14 protein-coding genes are annotated in these 20,047 nt (G+C 73.2%); 8 read left to right on the top strand and 6 right to left on the bottom strand.

Features of this window, described 5'->3' with window-relative positions; genetic code table 11:
- The first annotated feature begins 152 nt into the window (after window positions 1–152).
- The 4 genes from ACLJT4_RS22155 (at window position 153) to ACLJT4_RS22140 (ending at window position 4,925) form a co-directional block, all read left to right on the top strand.
- Window positions 153–701 carry an ATP-binding protein gene (locus tag ACLJT4_RS22155; protein WP_411124407.1) on the top strand — a complete coding sequence of 183 codons (549 nt, stop codon included), beginning with the start codon at window positions 153–155 and terminating at the stop codon, window positions 699–701.
- Window positions 702–992: 291 nt separating this feature from the next.
- Entirely contained in the window at window positions 993–3,050 is a 2,058-nt protein-coding gene (locus tag ACLJT4_RS22150) for a phosphocholine-specific phospholipase C (RefSeq protein WP_411124405.1), read from the top strand.
- A gap of 126 nt (window positions 3,051–3,176) precedes the next feature.
- Complete coding sequence (locus tag ACLJT4_RS22145; protein WP_016575605.1) at window positions 3,177–4,235, top strand: aldo/keto reductase; 1,059 nt, start codon at window positions 3,177–3,179, stop codon at window positions 4,233–4,235.
- Window positions 4,236–4,358: 123 nt separating this feature from the next.
- The gene (locus ACLJT4_RS22140) at window positions 4,359–4,925 is read left to right on the top strand and encodes a hypothetical protein (RefSeq protein ID WP_411124403.1); all 567 of its coding nucleotides are present in this window, start codon (window positions 4,359–4,361) and stop codon (window positions 4,923–4,925) included.
- A gap of 15 nt (window positions 4,926–4,940) precedes the next feature.
- Here ACLJT4_RS22140 and ACLJT4_RS22135 read toward each other — a convergent pair whose 3' ends face one another.
- Both ACLJT4_RS22135 and ACLJT4_RS22130 read right to left on the bottom strand, forming a co-directional pair.
- Window positions 4,941–6,116 carry an Ig-like domain-containing protein gene (locus ACLJT4_RS22135; RefSeq protein ID WP_411124401.1) on the bottom strand — a complete coding sequence of 392 codons (1,176 nt, stop codon included), beginning with the start codon at window positions 6,114–6,116 and terminating at the stop codon, window positions 4,941–4,943.
- Window positions 6,117–6,301: 185 nt separating this feature from the next.
- Window positions 6,302–7,585, bottom strand: coding sequence for a DUF6777 domain-containing protein (locus ACLJT4_RS22130; protein WP_411124399.1), 1,284 nt, complete (start codon window positions 7,583–7,585; stop codon window positions 6,302–6,304).
- A gap of 184 nt (window positions 7,586–7,769) precedes the next feature.
- Between ACLJT4_RS22130 and ACLJT4_RS22125 the strand changes: the two genes are divergently transcribed.
- Window positions 7,770–9,092, top strand: coding sequence for a streptophobe family protein (locus tag ACLJT4_RS22125; RefSeq protein WP_411124397.1), 1,323 nt, complete (start codon window positions 7,770–7,772; stop codon window positions 9,090–9,092).
- 15 nt (window positions 9,093–9,107) lie between these two features.
- Here ACLJT4_RS22125 and ACLJT4_RS22120 read toward each other — a convergent pair whose 3' ends face one another.
- The 3 genes from ACLJT4_RS22120 to ACLJT4_RS22110 form a co-directional block, all read right to left on the bottom strand.
- A complete protein-coding gene (locus tag ACLJT4_RS22120) occupies window positions 9,108–10,109 on the bottom strand; it encodes a serine/threonine-protein kinase (RefSeq protein ID WP_411124395.1) in 1,002 nt (333 codons plus the stop codon).
- Complete coding sequence (locus ACLJT4_RS22115; protein ID WP_411124393.1) at window positions 10,106–10,729, bottom strand: hypothetical protein; 624 nt, start codon at window positions 10,727–10,729, stop codon at window positions 10,106–10,108. The genes ACLJT4_RS22120 and ACLJT4_RS22115 overlap by 4 nt, the downstream gene beginning before the upstream one ends.
- A gap of 63 nt (window positions 10,730–10,792) precedes the next feature.
- Complete coding sequence (locus ACLJT4_RS22110; protein ID WP_411124391.1) at window positions 10,793–13,135, bottom strand: FHA domain-containing protein; 2,343 nt, start codon at window positions 13,133–13,135, stop codon at window positions 10,793–10,795.
- Window positions 13,136–13,374: 239 nt separating this feature from the next.
- On the opposite strand from ACLJT4_RS22110, the gene ACLJT4_RS22105 reads away from it, so the two are divergent.
- Entirely contained in the window at window positions 13,375–14,835 is a 1,461-nt protein-coding gene (locus ACLJT4_RS22105; RefSeq protein ID WP_411124389.1) for a nucleobase:cation symporter-2 family protein, read from the top strand.
- 58 nt (window positions 14,836–14,893) lie between these two features.
- Here the strand turns inward: ACLJT4_RS22105 and ACLJT4_RS22100 are convergent, their stop codons facing one another.
- Window positions 14,894–15,529, bottom strand: a complete 636-nt coding sequence (locus tag ACLJT4_RS22100) for a transcriptional regulator (protein WP_411124653.1) — start codon at window positions 15,527–15,529, stop codon at window positions 14,894–14,896.
- An 861-nt stretch (window positions 15,530–16,390) separates the two neighbouring features.
- On the opposite strand from ACLJT4_RS22100, the gene ACLJT4_RS22095 reads away from it, so the two are divergent.
- Together ACLJT4_RS22095 and ACLJT4_RS22090 are read left to right on the top strand one after the other, a co-directional pair.
- Complete coding sequence (locus ACLJT4_RS22095; protein ID WP_411124387.1) at window positions 16,391–18,763, top strand: glycosyltransferase; 2,373 nt, start codon at window positions 16,391–16,393, stop codon at window positions 18,761–18,763.
- Window positions 18,760–19,980, top strand: coding sequence for an acyltransferase family protein (locus tag ACLJT4_RS22090; protein WP_411124385.1), 1,221 nt, complete (start codon window positions 18,760–18,762; stop codon window positions 19,978–19,980). Before ACLJT4_RS22095 ends, ACLJT4_RS22090 begins: the two co-directional genes overlap by 4 nt.
- Window positions 19,981–20,047 lie beyond the last annotated feature (67 nt).

Below are 20,047 nucleotides of genomic sequence, written 5' to 3'. Positions count from 1 at the left end.
GTCACCTCATACGGACCACCCCTGTTGCGGGCCCCGAACCCGCGGGCCAGCATGACAGTCCACCCATACGTGACGGATGCTCACTCTTCGTGTTCGGGGTTCGTTGGTCCAACGAGGTGAAGGGCGTGAGCCTCGCGGTGAGGAGCCACGACATGACACCACCCGGAGACCGGCACTACACGGTCGAACTGCACGTCTCGGCGGAGCGCGTCCCCCAGATCCGGCGCATCGTCGCCGCGCACCTGCGCCATTGGGACCTCGCGCCGCAGGTCAAGCCGGTGTGCGAGGGGGTGGCGGAACTCCTGACCAACGTCCACCGGCACATCGGCCCCGACGCCCGCTGCGTGGTCGAACTCCGCAGGGGCGAGCGCCACCTGACGGCATCGGTCGCCGACGACGGGCCCCGGCTGCCGCGGTTGGAGGGCGCGAGCGGCGGCGGACTCGCCCGGATCGCCGCGCTGAGCGACAGCTGGGGCAGCTGCGGCACGGCCGGTGGCAAGGTCATCTGGTTCACCCGCCGGATCGAGGCGGCCCGCACGGCCCCGGTCGGCCCGCCGGCGCCGCCGACCGGTGCGCCCGACGGGGCTCCGCCGGCCCCCGCCGCGGCGGAGCCGACCCCCGTGGTCGAGCCGCCGGCGGCCCCGGCCGTCGAGCCCTCCGTCGCCTCCGGACCGCCGCCCTCGGAGGCGACGTTGGTCTGAGTCCCAGCTCCGAGGCGTCGTCGACCCGGCGCCCCCGACCGGCCCCCGAACGGCCGGCGGGACACGGCAGCACCGCCGTGTCCCGCCGGCCGTTCGTCGTGCCCGGCCCGCTCCGGCCGGTGAGTTCGCCGTCCGTACGGTGAGGTGTCATCTCCGGGACACCCCCTCTTCCCGGACCCTCGTTCCTCTTGGAACACTCTGCTGACCGCTGTATCCGCACGACCCTTCCGCACCGCGCTCCCGAACAGACCCCCCCGTCATTTCCCCCCCACCCACGAGGTCCCCAGACACATGGCTGACATCAACCGCCGGCGTTTCCTCCAGATAGCCGGCGCCACCGCGGGCGTCACCGCCCTCTCCGGCAGCATCGCCCGCGCCGCCGCCATCCCGGCCCGGCGCAGCACCGGCTCCATCAAGGACGTCGAGCACATCGTCGTCCTCATGCAGGAGAACCGCTCCTTCGACCACTACTTCGGTTCGCTGAAGGGCGTCCGCGGCTTCGGCGACCCGCGCCCGGTCACCCAGCCGAGCGGCAAGTCCGTCTGGTACCAGGCGAACGGCGGCAAGGACGTGCTGCCCTACCACCCCGACGCCGAGAACCTCGGCATGCAGTTCATCGAGGGCCTCAACCACGACTGGCACGGCGGCCACCAGGCGTGGAACAACGGCAAGTACGACCAGTGGATCCCCGCCAAGGGCACCGGCACCATGGCGTACCTGACCCGCAAGGACATCCCGTTCCACTACGCGCTCGCCGACGCGTTCACCGTCTGCGACGCGTACCACTGCTCGCTGATGGGCGCCACCGACCCCAACCGCTACTACATGTGGACCGGTTACGTCGGCAACGACGGCACCGGCGGCGGCCCGGTCGTCGGCAACGAGGAGGCCGGCTACGGCTGGACCACCTACCCCGAGCGCCTGGAGAAGGCCGGCATCTCCTGGAAGATCTACCAGGACATCGGCGACGGCCTGGACGCCGCCGGCAAGTGGGGCTGGATCGACGACGCCTACCGCGGCACCTACGGCGACAACTCCCTGCTCTTCTTCAACCAGTACCGCAACGCCAAGCCCGGCGACCCGCTCTACGACAAGGCCCGCACCGGCACCAACGTCAAGCAGGGCGACGGCTACTTCGACCAGCTCAAGGCCGACGTCAAGGCCGGCAAACTGCCGCAGGTCTCCTGGATCGCCGCCCCCGAAGCCTTCTCCGAGCACCCCAACTGGCCCGCCAACTACGGTGCCTGGTACGTCTCGCAGGTCCTGGACGCGCTCACCTCCAACCCGGACGTGTGGAGCAAGACCGCCCTGTTCATCACCTACGACGAGAACGACGGCTACTTCGACCACGTCGTCCCGCCGTTCCCGCCGGCCTCCGCCGCCCAGGGCCTGTCCACCGTGGACACCGCCCTGGACCACTACCCCGGCAGCGCCGGCTACGCCGCCGGCCCCTACGGCCTCGGCCAGCGCGTCCCGATGCTGGTGGTCTCGCCCTGGAGCACCGGCGGCTACGTCTGCTCCGAGGTCTTCGACCACACCTCCATCATCCGGTTCATGGAGAACCGCTTCGGCGTCCACGAGCCCCACATCACGCCCTGGCGCCGCGCCGTCTGCGGCGACCTCACCTCCGCCTTCGACTTCTCGCTGGAGAACACCAAGCCGGCGGCGCTCCCGGACACCAAGGGCTACCAGCCGCCGGACCACGACCGGCACGACAGCTACCACCCCACGCCGCCCGCCAACCCCGTCCTGCCCACGCAGGAGACCGGCTCCCGGCCCAGCCGCCCGCTGGCCTACGTGCCGCTGACCGACGGCGCCGCGGACGTCGCCGGCGGCCGCTTCACCCTCACCTTCAGCGGCGGCAACGCCGCCGGCGCCTGCTTCCTGGTCACCGCGCCCAACCGCACCGACGGCCCCTGGACGTACACCACCGAGGCCGGCAAGACCCTCTCCGACACCTGGAACACCACCTACTCCAAGGGCGCCTACGACCTGACGGTGCACGGACCCAACGGCTTCCTGCGCACCTTCAAGGGCCCCGGCAAGAAGCAGACCCCCGAGGTCACCGCCCGCCACGACGCGGCCTCCGGACAGGTCGCGCTGACCCTGACCAACCCGGGCACCGTTGCCTGCAACCTGACCATCGCCAACGCCTACGGCGGCGCCAAGCAGACCGTCCGGGTGGACCCGGGCGGCACCGTCACCCGGCCCGTCGACCTCACCGCGAGCAAGCGCTGGTACGACCTGACGGTCACCGCCGACACCGACGCCGGCTTCCTGCGCCGGTTCGCCGGCCACGTCGAGACCGGCAAGCCGGGCGTCAGCGACCCGGCGCTCCGCACCGGCTGACCCGGCCCGGCCGGGAGGCGCCGCACCACGGGCGCCTCCCGACCACCCTCCGGCGGGAATGTCGCCTTGCCTTGGAGCGCGCTCCAGCTCCTAGCGTGTGACGCACCACCGATCGAAGGGGAACCGTTGCGGTACACACTGTTCGGCAAGACCGGCCTGCGGGTCAGCGAGCTGTCCCTGGGCACCATGACCTTCGGCGAGGACTGGGGCTGGGGCAGCGCCAAGGACACCAGCGCCCGCATCCTCGACGCCTACGCCGACGCCGGCGGCAACTTCCTCGACACCGCCAACAACTACACCGCCGGCACCTCCGAGACCATGCTCGGCGAACTGCTCGCCGGCCGCCGGGACCGCTTCGTGCTGGCCAGCAAGTACACCTGCGCCACCGCCGAGGGCGACGTCAACGCCGGCGGCAACCACCGCAAGAACCTCGTGCAGTCCGTCGAGGCCAGCCTCCGCCGGCTGAACACCGACCGGCTCGACGTGCTGTGGGTGCACGCCCGGGACAACTTCACCCCCGTCGAGGAGGTGATGCGCGCCCTGGACGACGTGGTGCGGGCCGGCAAGGTCCTCTACCTCGGCGTGTCCGACTGGCCCGCCTGGGAGATCGCCCAGGCCAACACCCTCGCCGAGCTGCGCGGCTGGACCGCGTTCGCCGGCTCGCAGCTGCGCTACAACCTGCTGGAGCGCACCGTGGAGCGCGAACTGCTCCCGCAGGCCCGCGCCTTCGACCTCGCCGTGCTGGCCTGGGCCCCGCTCGCGGCCGGCAAACTCACCGGCAAGTACCGGCGCGGGGAGTCCGGTCGGCTCGACACCAGCGACCGGACCAGCCACTGGGACCACAACGAGGACGAGACCGTCACCGCCGTCCTGGAGGTCGCCGAGCAGGGCGGTTGGAGCCCGGCGCAGGTGGCCCTGGCCTGGCTGCGGCAGCGCCCCGGCAACGTCATCCCGATCATCGGCGCCACCAAGGAGAGCCAGCTCGCCGACAACCTCGCCAGCGTGGACGTGGTGCTGGACGCCGACGCCCTGGCGCGGCTGGACGCCGTCAGCGAGGTCCCGCTCGGCTTCCCGCACGCCTTCCTGCGCGAACCGGGCATCACCGAGACCGTCTACGGCGACCGCTGGTCCGCCATCGAGGACCGGCGCTCCACCTACCGGCGCACCGCCCACGACGTCCGCTGACCGCGCGGCACGCGCCGTCCCGGTACGCCGAACGCCGCCGCCGGATGGCCGGGCCCGGGTGGCGGCGGTCTAGTGAGGGGCGGGCGGTCCGCCGGGCCCCCTCGGGCGCCAAGGAGACGTGCGATGCGCAACACCGCCGCGACGGCCGTCACCGCGGCCACCGTCGCCCTGGTCGCCGCGGTGACCGGCGGGTGCGGGACCGGGGCCGGCGGGACCGGTCCCGCACCCGCCCGGACCCCGTCCGCCACCGGTCCGGCCACGAGCGTCCCGCCGTCGGCGATCCCGTCGGCGGGGCCGCTCACGGTGCACGCCCGCTCCGGTCCGCTCGGCCCGCTCCTGGTCGACGGCCAGGGCCGCGCGCTCTACCTCTTCACGGCGGACCGGGGGCGCGAGTCGACCTGCTACGGCGACTGCGCGGCGCTCTGGCCGCCGGTGCTGGTGCGTGGCGCGCCCACGGCCGGCAGCGGTGTGCGGGGGGAGCTGCTCGGCACCACCGCCCGCCGCGACGGCAGCCGGCAGGTCACCTACCACGAGCAGCCGCTGTACTACTTCGACCGGGACAAGCGGCCCGGCGACGTGCGCGGCCAGGGCGCGGACGACCACGGCGGGACGTGGTACGTGCTCGACCCGGCGGGCAACCGGGTCACCCGCCCGGTGCCCAGCGGCAGCGCCGGCCCCGGCGGGTCCTGACCGCGGTCCGGTCGGCTACTTGAGGGCGCTGCGCTGCTGCCACTGCTGCCAGTTCTCCTGCCAGACCTCCAGGCCGTTGCCGACGCCGGTCTGCTTGGTGCTGCTGGTGCCCTTGACCTCGACGGTGGAGCCGATCGTCAGGAAGTCGTAGACCCGCTTGGCGTCCGAGGTGGTCATGCCGAAGCAGCCGTGGCTGTTGTTGACCACGCCGACGGAGTTGTTCCAGGGGGCGGAGTGCAGGAAGGTCCCGGACGCGGTGAGGTGGGTGACCCACTTGGAGTCCAGCATCCACTCGTTGCCGTGGCCGATGGTGGCGGAGTCCATGGTCTCGGCGGCGTTCTTGCTGCGCACGGTGTGCACGCCGCCGCGGGTCGGGTCCTGCGGGGAGCCCGCGGAGCCCTTGACGGTGCCCACGGCCTTGCCGCCGTCGTACATGGTCAGGGTGTGCGAGGGCACGTCGATGACGGCCTTGTGGTCGGCGCCTATCGTGAAGTCGAAGTCGTAGTCGCGGGCGAACCAGCCGCTGTCGCCGGAGTTGATGCCGCCCAGCCCGCCGCGCACGGACACCTTGGTGCCGGACGGCCAGTAGTCCTTGGGGCGCCAGTCGATCCGGTCCTTGCCGGACCAGTCCGTCACCCAGCCCCAGGCGCCTTCGACGTGCGGCTGGGTGGTGACCTTCAGCGCCTTCTCGACCTCGGCGCGGTGGCTCTTGGCTATCGGGTGGTCGAAGAGGATCGAGACCGGCATCCCGGTGCCGACGGTCTGCCCGTTGCCCGGTGTGTTGGTGAGCTTGTTGACCTTGTCGGCCTGCTCGGTGGTGAAGGTCGAGGTGGCCGAGGACTCCTTGCCGCCGGTCGACGTCGCCTTGGTGGTCACGGTGTAGGTGGTCTTCGGCAGGACCTTGCCCTCGGACGTCCATGACGCACCGTCAGCGGTCAGCTTCCCGGGCACCTTGGCGCCCTCGCCGTCCTTGACGTCGACCGCGGTCAGCTTGCCGCCGTCGGCCTTGACGGATATCGGCGAGCCGAGCTTCGCGGCGGAGCTGCCGCCGGCCGGGGTGACGGTCACCTTGGCGGCCGGTTCCGCCGACTTGGACGAGCCGGCGCCGGTCCCGCACGCGGTCAGCAGCAGCCCCGCCGCGAGCGCGGCAGGTATCAACCGGGCGGTGTGGCGACGTGTTCCGGCGTGCACGAGGGTCCCTCCAAAGCTGAACAACGGACGGCGGCGCCCGAGGCGTCCGCCGCACACAGAGACGTTTTGTCCGCTTCAGAGGTTGTGCGGTGCATCGGATTATTAGGACACGGTTCGATATCGAAGCTGGCGGGGTGTGCCGAGTGCCCCGGTGGCGCGGTCGCCCGGCGCCGGCGGGCGCGACGTCAACTGGAGGCGCCGCCCGGCTGGCCCGGCGCGCCGGGGGTCTCGCCGGGGCCGGCGGGCGACCCGGGCTGCTCCGGTGTCGTGGGGCCGGGCGTGCCGGGCGGCGCGGGTGTGGAGGGGCCGCCCGGCGGCGTCGAGCCGGGGCCGGACGGGGACTGCGGCGGCGTGCCGCCCCCCGGTGACTGCGGTGACGCCGGGGACTGCGGGGGCGTCGACGGCGGGCCGTTCCCCGGCGAACCGGGGGAACCCGGTGCTGACGGGGACGCCGGCGACGGGGAGAACGGCGAGGCGGACGGCGGTGCCGACGGCTGGTCCGTGCTGCCGTCGGCACCTTCCGGGCGGGTGAAGTACTGCCCGGTGCCCGGGTCCTTGAGGACGAAGTCCCGTACCGGCTTCGCGGCCGGCCGCACCGTCACCACGTTCGCGTCCCGGAAGCCGGGCCAGGGCTTCCCCTGCGTCGTCAGCCCCTGCCCGCCGGTGGCCGTCGGCGGCGTCAACGGGTTCCCGCACGCGCAGCGCACCCGCGGCACCCCGTACGCGTCCACCAGCACCGCCGTGCCGGCCTGGAGCACCGCCTCATAGCCGGTCGCCTTGCCGTCCTGGTAGCCGTGGTTGGTGACCCAGGTGTCGACCAGCAACTGCACCGGCGTCATGGACCGCAGGTACGCCGGCAGCTCCCCGGCGTCCTTGCCGACCACGCCGGCGAACGCCCGCGCCTTGGCCGGGTCGGCCTGGAGGTAGCGGATCTGCTTCTCGACGTCGCAGCTGGCCCGGTCGCGACTGCCGCCGTACAGGCCGGGCGCCGCCCCGGACACGCTGGTGCGCCGGTGGTCGCCGTTCGGCGGTACGGACGGCGTGGCCTTCGGGGACGCGGTGCCGTCCCCGTTGACCGTCGAGTCGGTGAACGGGGCCGGGCCGGTCGCCGCGACCGATTCCAGGTGCAGCACGCCGGCGCTCCCGCTCCCGCCCCCGGGGCGGGTCAGCACCACCGCCGCCACCACGGCCGCCACCACCGCTGCGGCGGCGAGCGCGATCCGCGGGGTCGAGCGCCACCAGGGCCGGTGCTCGCCCTCACCGTCCCCGTCGCCCCCGCCACCGCCGCCACCCCCGGGGCCGTCCGGTGGCGGCGGGCCGCCGGTGCCCGGTGCGGTGGGGTGCCCCGGTTGCGGCCAGGGGCGGGTCGGTTCGTGCGGGGGCGCGGTGGGGGAGCCGACGAGCGGCCCCGACGGCGGACCGGTCGGCCGGCTCCCCGGTCGGTCGTCCGGCGGCGGTGCAGATGTCACGGGTCCCTCTTCCCGGTGCTGTTGGGCCATCCGGCGATGGGTGTTACGCCCGCATTTGCGGAGAATTGGCAGCTTACGGGTCATTGTGTGCCGAGGTTCGGCGTCCTCCGCAAGCGGGGTTGGCACGCCCGCGCGTACCGTGGCCCGGACGGCAGTTCGGCCCCGCGCCCGGCAGGAGGCAAGCGTGAGCCAGACGCCCGGCCCGACGACGGCCGGTCCCGCAGACCCGGCGCACCACGGCCTTCCGCCCGCCCTCCGCGGTTGGTTGGCGGCGCTCGGCACCGCCCTGGCGGGCCTGGTCACCATGGTGGTGACGGCCGCGCTCGGCCTGTGGGCGGCGGGCGCCGCGGACCTTCCCCAGGGCGGGTACCCCGCGGTGGTCGCGGCCACCGTCGTCGCCGCGGCCGGCGGCTCGATCAGCGCGACCGGCGACGCCGGGATCATCGCCGAGGCGCGGGCCGCCGTCGACGCCGTCCCGCTGTCCGTCACCCTCGCCGGCATGCTGGTGACCGCCGTGCTCTTCCTGCGACCGCTGCGGCACCGTGCGGTCGCCCCGGCCGGCGAACTCCTCGGCCGGATCGCCCGGACGGCGGTGTGCTGGGTGGTCCTGCTCTGGCTGATCGCGCTCGCCGCCCGGCACAGCTTCACCCTCACGGTCGGCAACTCGCTCGCCGACCAACTCGGCGCCCTCCTGGGCAGCACCCCCACCGTCGGCTTCCACGCCGACCTCCCGGCCACCGTCGGCCACGGACTGCTGTGGGTGCTGGCCGTGCTGGTGCTGGCCTTCCTGGTCTCCCGCAGGGCGCCGCTCGCCGCCCGACTGCTCCGCTTCCAGGACGCGGTCCGCCCGCCGGCCCGCGCGATGCTGCTGGTGCTGCTGGTCTACGTGGCGATCGGACTCCTCGTCGGCGTCGTCGAGTTGTTCACCCGCGGCGATCCGGCCCGCACCCTCGCGGTGCTGCTGCTCGGGCTGCCGAACCTGGCCTGGCTGGCACTGGGCCTGGGAACCGGCGGTGCCTGGAGCGGGCACGTCGACAAGGTCCTCGGACTGCCGTTGCCGCACGCACTGGAACAGGTGCTGCACCACCGCGGTACGCACACCGTCGACCTGGGCTCGCTGGGCGCCCAGGACGGGCGGGTCTGGCTGCTGGTGGCGGTGGCCGCGGTGGTGCTCCTGGGCGCCGCGTTCGGTGCGGCGGTCCGCGCCCCGGCCCGGGTCCCGCTCTGGCGGCACACGCTGGAGATGGCCGCGGCGCTGGCCCTGACCCTCCTCGTCGTCGGCCTCCTCACCAGGATCGACGCCCACTACGGGCTCTCCCTGATCGGCGTCGGCGACCTCGGCGGCGACCTGGGCGGCGCGGTCCTCCTGGAGCCGCAGTTGTGGCGGCTGGTGGGGGTGGGCGCCGCCTGGGGCCTGGTCACCGGCTGCGCCGGCGGCCTCGCCGCCCGTCGGGTCCGCCACCCCGGCCAGGTCGGCGACGCGCCCCACGCGCCGCCGGTCCGCTGACGGGCCGATGCGGCCCTACGCCCCGGGGAACACCGGGCGGGCCCAGCGCGGGGGCGGCGGGGGAGCCGGACCGTGCGCGGTGCGGCGCTCCGCCCCGGCGGCGGGCACGTCCACCCGGGTCGGCGCGGGCGCCGCGGTCGGGCCGGCCGCCGTCGTGCTCCGCCCGGCCGCCCGCAGTGCCGCCACGAACCCCCGGCAGCTCTCGTACCGTTCCTCCGGGGCCTTGGCCAGCGCGCGGGCGAAGACCGCGTCCACCGCCGGCGCCAGCTCGGGCCGCAGCCCGCTCGGGGGCGGCGGCGGGTCGTACTGGTGGGCCCAGAGCAGCGCCATGTCGTCGTCGCGGCGGAACGGCGGCGCCCCGGTCAGCATCTCGTAGGCGACGCAGGCCAGCCCGTAGACGTCGCAGCGGCCGTCGACCGGGCGCCCGGAGATCTGCTCGGGCGCCACGTAGTCCAGCGTCCCGACGAACTGCCCGACGCTGGTGAAGCCGGTCAGCGACAACGACTTCTTCGTCAGGCCGAAGTCGGTCAGGTAGACGTGTTCCGGCCGGTCGCTGTCGGTGCCCTCGGCGATCAGCACGTTGCCGGGCTTGACGTCGCGGTGCACCAGGTCGTGGGCGTGCGCGGCGTCCAGCGCGGACGCCACCTGCACCGCGATCCGACAGGTGGTGGCGAGCGGCAGCCGGCCCTCGTGGTCGAGCAGCGCCCGCAGGTCGTGGCCCCTGACGTAGCGCATCGCGATGTAGAGGAGCCCGTCGGTCTCCCCGGCCTCGAAGACCGGCACGATGTGCGGATGGTCGATCGCCGCGGCCACCCGCGACTCGTGGGCGAAGCGCTGCCGGAAGGTGTCGTTGCGGGCCAGTTCGGGCGCCAGCACTTTCAGCGCCACGGTCCGGCCCAGCCGCAGGTCCTCGGCCTGGTAGACCACCGCCATGCCGCCCCGGCCGATCTCCTCCCCGAGCAGGTAGTCGGCGATCCGGCGTCCGCGCAGTCCGGCGGAGGCCGACGACCCGTTCACGGCCGGTCACCCGGCCGGTCCACCGGCGGCGGGAACCGCTCCGCGGTGGGCCGGTCCCGCTTCCCCGCGTCCTCGCGGCGCTCCGCCCCTGCCGCCCTTTCCACCCCTGCCGCGTCCGTCGTGTCCCCGTCCGTCGTCGGCCCCTCGGAGACGGCGAAGGTCACCAGCGACGCGCCGTCGCAGAAGCACCACCGCTCGTGGCGGGCGTCGTACAGCCACACCGCGTCGCCGTCCACCACCGCCCCGATCCGGGTGCCCCGCGCCCGCTCGGCGAACGTCTCCCGGTCCAGTTGGCCGGCCAGCAGCTCCTCGACCCACTGCCGGTAGCGGCCCAGGGCGCCCTCGGCCGCGGCCAGCAGCGGCCGGGGGTCCGCGGTCCGGGCGGCGGGCTGCCCGGCGGCCGGCGGGCCCTGCGGCACGGACAGCAGCAGCCGCCCGTCCACCCACGCCGACCAGCCGTTGGAGCACCGGGCCAGGGCCCAGTCACCGCGTCGTTCGACCACCTCCACGGGCAGCAGCGGATCGAGCGGCACCAGCGGACGGGCGGCGTCCGGGGCCGCCCAGGTCGCCATCCCGTCCGGCGGGACGACGTGGCTGGGACGGAACTCCGGCACGGTCACGAGCGGCTCCTCGGTGCTCCTCGCGCACGGCCGCGGGCGCCGCCGCGCGCACGACGGTCCCGGCTACTGGCGCATGATCTCGGGCTCTTGCCGCCGCAGCAGTCGGTAGACGCAGAAGCCGAACACCACCGAAAGCACCACCAACATGCCCATGTCCAGCAGCCACGGCCCCACCGCGTGCCGGAACAGCGGGTCGGCGGTGAGCGGCCCCGGCTGCAGGCGCCCCAGGTCGATGGTGCCCGCCATCGCCGCCAGCGCCCACCGGGACGGCACCAGCCACGCCACCTGCTCCAACACCGCGGTGCCGCGCAGCTGGTGCAGGGCGCCGCAGAACACCACCTGGACGATGGCGAGGAGGACCAGCAGCGGCATGGTGACCTCCTCCTTGCGCACCAACGCCGACACCAGCAGTCCCAGCAGCATCGCGGTGAACGCCAACAGCGCCACCGCCAGCGTGATTTCCACCAGCGGCGGCATCAGGACCCCCGTGCCGCCCGGGGCGTTGAGCTGCACCCCGAACAGCGCCACCAACGTCAGCACCACCGCCTGGACGACCGTGACGGTCCCCAGCACCAGCACCTTCGACAGCAGGTACGCCGAGCGGGACAGGCCCACCGCCCGTTCCCGCTGGTAGATCACCCGTTCCTTGACCAGCTCGCGGACCGCGTTGGCGGCACCGGTCAGCACCGCCCCCACACAGAGGATCAGCAGCACCGTCGCCGCCCCGTCGGTCAGCTTCCCGCCGCTAAGGGCGTGCGCCATCGCCCCCATCACGAACGGCAGCGCCACCATGATGATCAGGAACGTCCGGTCCGAGGACAGCGCGGCCGCGTACCGGCGCACCAGCGTCCACAACTGGGCGCCGCCGTGCCGGGTCCGCGGTGCGGCCACCGGTTGCCGGGGCGCCGCGGGGGCGGGCGGCTGCCGGGTGTCGCCGGTGAGGTACCGGCGGTACGACGGCGAGGCCCGGAACTGCCCGGCCCAGTCCCGTCCGCGGTCGTTCTCGAACGCCTCGAACGCCTCCGGCCACTCGGCGAACCCGAAGTACGGCAGCGCCTCCGCCGGCGGCCCGTAGTACGCGAGGGTGCCGCCCGGGGCGAGCACCAGCAGCCGGTCGCAGGCGTCCAGGCTCAGCACGCTGTGGGTGACCACGATGACCGTGCGGCCGTCGTCGGCGAGGCCGCGCAGCATGTGCATCACCGAGCGGTCCATGCCCGGATCGAGACCCGAGGTCGGTTCGTCGAGGAAGAGCAGCGAGGGCTTGGTCAGCAGCTCCAGCGCGACGCTGACGCGTTTGCGCTGGCCGCCGGAGAGCTTGTGGATCGGCAGTCCGGCCCGCTCGACCAGGCCCAGTTCGCGGATCACCTCCTCGACCCGGGCCGCCCGCTCGGCGGGCGCGGTGTCCCGGGGGAAGCGCAGCTCCGCCGCGTAGCCCAGCGCCCGGCGGACGGTCAGCTGGGTGTGCAGGATGTCGTCCTGCGGCACCAGCCCGATGCGCTGGCGCAGCTCGGCGTAGTCCCGGTAGAGGTCCCGGCCGTCGTAGAGGACGGTGCCCCCGTCCGCGGGCCGCAGCCCGGTCAGCGCGTTGAGCAGCGTCGACTTGCCGGCCCCGCTCGGGCCGATCACCGCGAGCAGCGACTTCTCACCCACCGGGAACGACACCCCGTCCAGCAGCGTCCGGCCTTCGGCGCCCTTGCCGACCCGGACCGTCAGCTCCTGCACGTCCAGCGACACCTCGCCGGTGTCGACGTACTCCTGGAGCTGGTCGCCGACGAGGACGAAGGCGGAGTGGCCGATGCCGATGATGTCGCCGGGGCGCACCGGTGCCTGCTGCACCGGACTGCCGTTCAGGTAGGTGCCGTTGTGGCTGCCCAGGTCGACCAGGTCGTGGCCGTCGGGGCCGGCGCGGAGCTCGGCGTGCCGCCGGGAGACCGCGAGGTCGTCCACGACCAGGTCGTTGTCGGCGGACCGGCCGATCCGCACGGTGCGCGTTGGGGGCAGGTGCCGCACCGTGCTGGGCCGGCGGAACGTGCGGGTGGCCGCGGGGTGCGACACCGACGAGGGCCGGCCGACGGTCGGGCGACGGGGGACGCCGGCGAGTACCGCGCAGGGGCCGTCGGCGGGGTTGCCGAAGCGGATCACGCTGCCCGGTCCGACGTCGGACCGCGACACCCGATGCCCGTCCGCGTACGTACCGTTGGTGCTCCCCTCGTCCTCGACCAGCCAGTGGCTCCCGGCGGTCCGGAGCACCGCGTGGTGCCAGGACACCCGGTCGTCGCGGATGACGAGGTCGCACGCGGGGTCGCGCCCCACGTGGTACGCGTGGCCCGGGCTCATCACCTGCGCGACTCCGCCGGAGCGGACGAGGAGTTCGGGCGCAGCAGACGGATCAGGCCGCTCAGCCATATTTCGCATTTTACGGCGCATTCCGCGCCGGCGCTCCTGGTTACTCGCGCGGAACGGGACAGGTCAACTATGGTGAGCGCCCCGATGAGCCCGCACCTGCGCATTCCACGGAAATGCCGGACTTCGATCCGCCCATCGAAGGATGACCCGGCGAACGGGAAGCACCGCACCCCGCAGGGAAATGCACCATAGGGTCCGGGTTCCCTCTTATTCACCTACCTCGTGAAGGCAAGGCAGAGATGGCACGACTCGCGCGACGATCCCCTCGGCAGTTTCCTCGGCAACGGGCCCACCCGGTCGACGAGGTACTGCCGTTCGGCAAACTCGCCCTCTACGGTTTCCAGCACGTCCTCGCCTTCTACGCGGCCGCGGTCATCGTCCCGATCATGCTCGGCAACGCGCTCGGGCTGTCCCGCTCGGAACTCGTCTACCTCATCAACGCAGACCTCCTGACCTGCGGAATCGCCTCCATCATCCAGGCGTTCGGGATATGGAAGATAGGCGCCCGACTGCCCCTGGTGCAGGGCGCCACCTTCACCGCGGTCTCTCCGATGATCGCCATCGGGCTGGGGGCCGGCGGCGGCACCGCCGGACTGTTGGTGGTCTACGGCGCGGTCATCACCGCCGGCATCGCGACTTTCCTTTTCGCCCCGTTCTTCAGCAAGTTGGTGAAGTATTTCCCACCGGTCGTCATCGGCACGATTCTCACCATTATCGGCCTCACGCTCATCCCGCAGGCGCTCCAGGACGCGGCCGGCGGTGCCCAGTTGGCCGGTAAGCCGGAATTCGGCGACCTGAAGAACCTCGGATACGCGCTGGGCACCCTGCTCTTCATTCTGGTGATCGTGCGGATCGGAAAGCCGCTGCTGAGCAGTGTGGCGGTGCTTCTCGGGCTGGTCGGCGGAACGGCCGTCGCCTGGGCGCTCGGCGACGCCGACTTCAGCGGCGTGGGGCAGACCGACTGGTTCGGCGTCAGCACGCCGTTCCACTACGGCATGCCCAAGTTCGAGGCGTTCCCGATCATCGCGATGGTCGTCGTCATGCTGATCACGATGGTGGAGACCACCGGGGACGTCTACGCGATCGGCGAGATCACCGGAAAGCCGGCCAGCAACGACACGGTCGCCCGGGCGCTGCGCGCCGACGGCGTCGCCACCGTGCTCGGCGGCGTCTTCAACTCCTTCCCGTACGTGGCGTTCGCCGAGAACATCGGTCTGGTGCGGATGTCGCGGGTGATGAGCCGGTTCGTGGTGGTCGCGGCCGGTGGCTTCATGGTCGTGCTGGGGCTGGTGCCCAAGGCCGGTTCGGTGGTCGCGGCGATCCCGCACCCGGTGCTCGGCGGCGCGGCCCTCTCCATGTTCGGCATGGTCGCCGCGGTCGGCATCCAGATCCTCGGCAAGGTCGACCTGCGCGAGGAGCGCAACGCCCTGATCCTGGCGGTCAGTCTGGGCGCCGCGTTCCTGCCGACCGCGGTCGCGCCGTTCTTCGAGCGGATGCCGCAGGACGTCCGGGCGGTGCTCGACAGCGGCATCACGCTGGGCGGCCTGACCGCCATCGTGCTCAACCTGGTCTTCAACGTCTTCACCCGGCGCAAGTCGCTGGAGATCGACTGGGACGAGTTCACCGAGGACGAGGACGAGGGCCTGGACGAGGCGGCGGGGCCGGCCGGTCCGCCGCCGCACGCCCAGGGCGCGTACTGACGACCGGCCCGCCGGGGCGGGGGTCAGTACGCGCCCCCGCCCCGGCGCACCGGCCGTCTCAGTGCACCGAGTGGAACGGCGGCGCCTCTCCCGCCTCCCCGATCAACTCCCAGAAGCGGTCGACCAACTGTCGTAGGTACGCCGACCGCTCGGCCGCGATCTCCTTCAGCCGGGCGTCGGCGTTCCGCGCCACCACGTGCCCCATGTACCGCTCGGAGAAATCGGCGAACTCCCCGTGCATGGTGCGCAGCGCGTCCCCCACCCGCGTCCGGTTCAGCGTGGTGATCTCGGTGATCGGCCCGACGTGCGACTTCCAGCGGCCGTCGAGGGCCGCCCGCAGGTGCCCGGCCAACTCCTCGACGCGCCCCATCACTCCGATGAGTTTGCGCAGCGACAGCCCCAGCGCCTCCACCAGTGCCTTGGTCTGCCGGTAGTCGCCGTGCCACTGGTTGGCCGCCTCGGCCGTCCGGTACGTCTCCGGGGCCATCCCGACCAGCTGCGCCAGCCGTTCCGCGCTGAGCTGTCGGGCCATCCGGTGCTCGGCCAACGACCGCGGCTCCACCCCCATCAACACGGTCGGCGGGCACCACAACACGTCGGCCAGGGCGAACAACTGCGGCTCGGTGGGAACCAAGGAGCCGTACTCCCACGCCTCGATCACCTCGGGGCGCACCGGTGCGCCGCACGCCGTCATGGATTGGGCGACCTGAGTCGTGGTCAGGCCCACCCGGGCCCGCGCGGATCGGGCCTGAGCGGGAGAGAACGGAACGCTGTTCACGTACGCGACACCTCGCTGCACCCGGCCTTCAGGGGGTGCTGGGGGGAGGGGAGGGAAGGGACAGACATGGAGGAACGTCCAGGGGCGGGAAGATTAACAGATCGGCCAGAGGTACGAACCTCCAGTTCAGAACTGGCGTACCGGGTATAGCCGGTGCACCGGCATCTACCGGGCGGTAGCGGTTGTGGGGAGCGCCACGACGACCGGACGTAATGCAGGTGTTACGTGGATGAAGGTGCGGTGTCACAGTGATCGTCGAGGCTGGCGAGTGCCGATGGGCCTTGCTCGGCAGAGCCGCTCGGTGTACACCTGACATCCGGTCCTCCCCCCACGATCCGATCAGGATGGGACCCTTCCTATGCGATACACGCTCGACCGCCCCCGTGCGGTTCGGTGCATGCAGTCCGTTGTGCCGGTCGCGACCGTCGAGGTCGCGGACCACCGCGCCGCCGTCCGTTCCGTCGAGAGAAGACGCATCCCGGCGCGCCCGCCCTTCTCGCTGTCATGCCTCTGACAATCAGCTGCGTGCGTCCGGCGCTCACCAGGTGACCGCCGCCTGACGCCCTCCTGAACGTCACCGTCCACGCATCGCGCGCACCACGGAGCCGCCGGCACCCCACGAGCCGGCGCGCCGGCATCCCCACACGCCGCCGCAGCAGGGCGGTTGCTCCGCCCTGCCCGCGCGCGGCCACCGGCCCCGAAGGACCGTCGACCACCGGTCCCCGCGGCGCCGCCGCCGGCCTCCGCGTGCCCCGTAGCCAGAAAGGACAACCGCAGGTGCTCACTTCGCACCACGCACCCTCCCAGGGCTCACCCACGGCCCTGCTCGGCGGAACGGACCAGTCCACCCCCGGCACCCACCCCGCCGGCCACGTCCTCGTCGTCGGTACCCCCGGCCCACGCCTGGAACGCCTCACCCACACCCTGCGCACCACCGGCCACGACGTCAGCCACGCTCCGCCCGGCGAGGCCGGCCTCCGCGTCCGCCAGGCACCCCCGGACGCCGTCGTCGCCCTCGACGAACCCGGCACCCGGCACGCCGGAGCCGCCGTCATCCGCGAGGTCCGCACCGTCCCCGCCGGCCGGGCGCTGCCGCTCCTGGTCGTCACCGACACCTCCGGCCCCGCCGGCGTCGCCCAGTTGCTCCGCCAGGGCGCCGACGACTGCATACCCGAGGCCTCCGATCCGGACGAACTCTCCGCCCGCATCGAGGCCAAGCTCCGCCGCGTGCCGGTCCCCGTCGAGCACCTGCTGCGCGACCCGCGCACCGGCCTCTACTCCCGCCCGCACTTCCTCGACGAGGCGGAACGCGAACTCAACCGCCCCGAAGCCGCCCGGCACGGCGGGGTCCTCGCCGTCGTCGGCGTCGCCGAACTCGCCGCCCTGGAGGAGCGGCTGGGCCCCCGGGTCCGCCGCGAGGTCGCCGAACGGCTGGCCGGCGTCGCCGAACAGCTCGGCGGCGTCTGCGACCGGCTCGGCCGCGACGACGACGGCCACCTGCTGATGCTGCTGCCCGGCGTCGACGAGGAGACCGCGCTGCGCGGCCTGACGGACTTCGCGACCGCGGCCGCCGGCACCCGCTTCGTCGTCGCCGACGAGAACGTCCGCCTCACCCCGGCCGTCGGCTGGCTCCCGCTCACCGGATGCACCGACGCCGCCGACGCCGTCGACCAGGCCCGCGACGCGGCCCGCGAGGCGCTGCGCCATCGCGACCTGCGCCCCGTCCGCTACGCCCCCTGGATGCGCGAGGCCCCGCACCGCCACCGGCGTCCCCCCGTGCGGGCCCTGATCCGCCCGGCGCTCTCCGCCCTCTCCCCGGTGCTCGCCCTGCTCCTGGGCATCGGCGTGCCGTTCGCCCTCTACCGGCAGGCGTACCTGGCCGGTTGGGACCTCGGCTCCGGCATGTACTGGGCGGTGGTCGCCGGATTGGTGCTCTCCGCGCTGCTGATCGTCCTGGAGTGCCTCTACGCGCTGGACGCGCCACCCCGGCCGGCCAACCCCGGCGCCCCCTATCCGCCGGCCAGCGCCGTGATCGCCGCGTACCTCCCCAACGAGGCCGCCACCATCGTCGACACCGTCGAGTCGTTCCTGCGCCAGGACTACCCCGGCGAGCTGGAGATCGTCCTCGCCTACAACACCCCGCACCCGCTGCCCGTCGAGGACACCCTCCGCGCGATCGCGGCCCGCGACTCCCGGCTGGTCCTGCTGCCGGTCGCCGGCTCCACCTCCAAGGCGCAGAACGTCAACGCGGCCGTCACCCGGGTCCGCGGCGAGTTCGTCGGCATCTTCGACGCCGACCACCACCCCGCGCAGCACGCCTTCCGCGACGCCTGGCACTGGCTGTCCAACGGCCACGACGTCGTCCAGGGCCACTGCGTGGTCCGCAACGGCGACAGTTCCCGCGTCGCCCGGCTCGTCGCCGTCGAGTTCGAGGCGATCTACGCCGTCAGTCACCCCGGCCGCACCCGGCTGCACGGTTTCGGCGTGTTCGGCGGCTCCAACGGCTTCTGGCGCACCGACCTGCTCGCCCGCACCCGGATGCACGGCTCCATGCTCACCGAGGACATCGACTCCACCATGCGTTGCCTGACCAGGGGCGCCCGGATCGCAGTCGACCGCACCCTGATCTCCCGTGAGCTGGCCCCCACCACCCTCGCCGCGCTGTGGAACCAGCGCTCCCGCTGGGCCCAGGGCTGGCTCCAGGTCTCCCTCAAACACCTCTGGCACGGCCTGCGTTCACCCGCACTGACGGTACGTCAGAAATTCGGCCTGCTGGTCCTCCTGGGCTGGCGCGAGATCCAGCCGTGGCTCACCCTCCAGATCCTCCCGATCCTGCTCTACGCCATCTGGAAGACCGGCGGCCCCGCGCACCTGGACTGGGCGGTGCCGGTCTGCGTGCTCGCCCTGCTGCTCACCCTCGCCGCCGGCCCCGTGCAGGCCCTCTTCGCCTGGCGACTGGCCGTGCCCGAACTCCGCGCCCGCCGCAGCTGGTTCTGGTCCTACTTCCTGGTGTCGACCGTCTTCTACAGCCACTTCAAGAACATGGTCGCCCGCCAGGCCCACCTCAAGGAGGCGCTCGGCGACCGGCAGTGGCGGGTCACCCCGCGCGCCCAGGCGACCGCCGCGGCCCGGGCGGTGGCCCGCCGATGACCACCGCCACCGCGCCGCCCGCCCCGCCGCGCACCCCCGCGAGCGCCCCGCGCCGCCGGCCCGCCGGCGACATCGACGGCTTCCGCGGACTGGCCGCGCTCAGCACCGTCGCCTTCCACGTCTGGCAGCAGTACACCGCCTACGACGCCCACGGCAGCCACCCCCCGGTCGCCAACCCCGCGCTCGACGCCGTGCTGTCACTGGAGGTCATCGACCTCTTCTTCGTCCTGTCGGCGTTCCTGCTCACCCACTCCTACGCCCGCGCCGCCCTCGACGGCGGCTCCACCCGCCCCGCCCGCGCCTTCCTCTTCCGGCGCGCCATCCGCATCCTGCCGCTCTACCTCCTGGCCGTCCTGGTGGTCTGGGCCACCCGCAACCCCACCCTCCCCGGCGACTGGCGGGACCTGCTGGAGCACCTGACCTTCACGCACGTCTTCGACCAGGACCGGATCTTCTACACCCTCGGCCCCACCTGGTCGCTCTCCCTGGAGGTGCTCTTCTACTTCGTCCTGGTCGGCCTCGGCCCGCTCGCCGTCCGCGCCTGCCGGCGACTGCGCCGCCGCACCGCCCGGATCGCGGTCTGCGCGGGCGGCTGCCTGGCCCTCTACGCCGCGCCGCTGGTCTGGATCACCGTCGCGCACTACGCCCTCGGCATCCCGCACACCGACTGGGTCGCCTACTTCGGCCCGCAGGCCCGGTTCGGCGGATTCGCGGCCGGCATGGGCCTGGCGGTGCTACTGGCCGCGCTCGGCGACCGGGCCCGCCTCGCCCCACCCACCGCCCTGCTCCTCACCGGCCTGGCGCTGGCCGGCCTCTTCTGCCTCTCGCTCCAGTCCGACGCGGAGGGCTTCACCTTCACCTACTACCACCCGATCGCCGCCGCCCTGTGGGCGCTGCTGCTCTTCGGCACCCTCCACATCCGCCGACGCACCTTCTGGAACCGCTTCCTGACGGCCCGTTGGCTCACTCCGGTGGGGCTGATCAGCTACAGCCTGTTCATCTGGCACGAACCGGTGATGCTCCTGCTCCACAACGCCGGGCTGCTGCCCACCGGCCCGTCCGGCTTCCCCTGGGCACTGCTGATCGTCTTCCTCGCCGCCCTGCCGGCGGCCGCCGCCAGCTACTGGCTCATCGAGTACCCGGCGAGCCTGCTCGGCCGCCTCAAGGACGGGCACGGCCGCCCCCGGGACTTCTACCCCGAACCCGCCCTCCGCTGACCACGGAGGCAGCAGAGCCGGGCCCGTCAGGTGGGGCCGTCGCCTCGGGCGGCGGCCCCACCGCCGT

It is taken from the genome of Streptomyces sp. x-19, from assembly GCF_046549115.1.
In the GTDB taxonomy this organism is placed as follows: domain Bacteria; phylum Actinomycetota; class Actinomycetes; order Streptomycetales; family Streptomycetaceae; genus Streptomyces; species Streptomyces albulus_C.
Note: the sequence above shows the minus strand (reverse complement) of the source record. Positions and strands in the feature narration are given on the sequence as shown.

Coding starts and splice junctions, on each gene's coding strand:
- ACLJT4_RS22090 (WP_411124385.1), top strand. CDS start 18,760: ATGACCACCGCCACCGCGCCGCCCGCCCCGCCGCGCACCCCCGCGAGC.
- ACLJT4_RS22100 (WP_411124653.1), bottom strand. CDS start 15,529: ATGACGGCGTGCGGCGCACCGGTGCGCCCCGAGGTGATCGAGGCGTGG.
- ACLJT4_RS22105 (WP_411124389.1), top strand. CDS start 13,375: ATGGCACGACTCGCGCGACGATCCCCTCGGCAGTTTCCTCGGCAACGG.
- ACLJT4_RS22155 (WP_411124407.1), top strand. CDS start 153: ATGACACCACCCGGAGACCGGCACTACACGGTCGAACTGCACGTCTCG.
- ACLJT4_RS22110 (WP_411124391.1), bottom strand. CDS start 13,135: ATGGCTGAGCGGCCTGATCCGTCTGCTGCGCCCGAACTCCTCGTCCGC.
- ACLJT4_RS22150 (WP_411124405.1), top strand. CDS start 993: ATGGCTGACATCAACCGCCGGCGTTTCCTCCAGATAGCCGGCGCCACC.
- ACLJT4_RS22140 (WP_411124403.1), top strand. CDS start 4,359: ATGCGCAACACCGCCGCGACGGCCGTCACCGCGGCCACCGTCGCCCTG.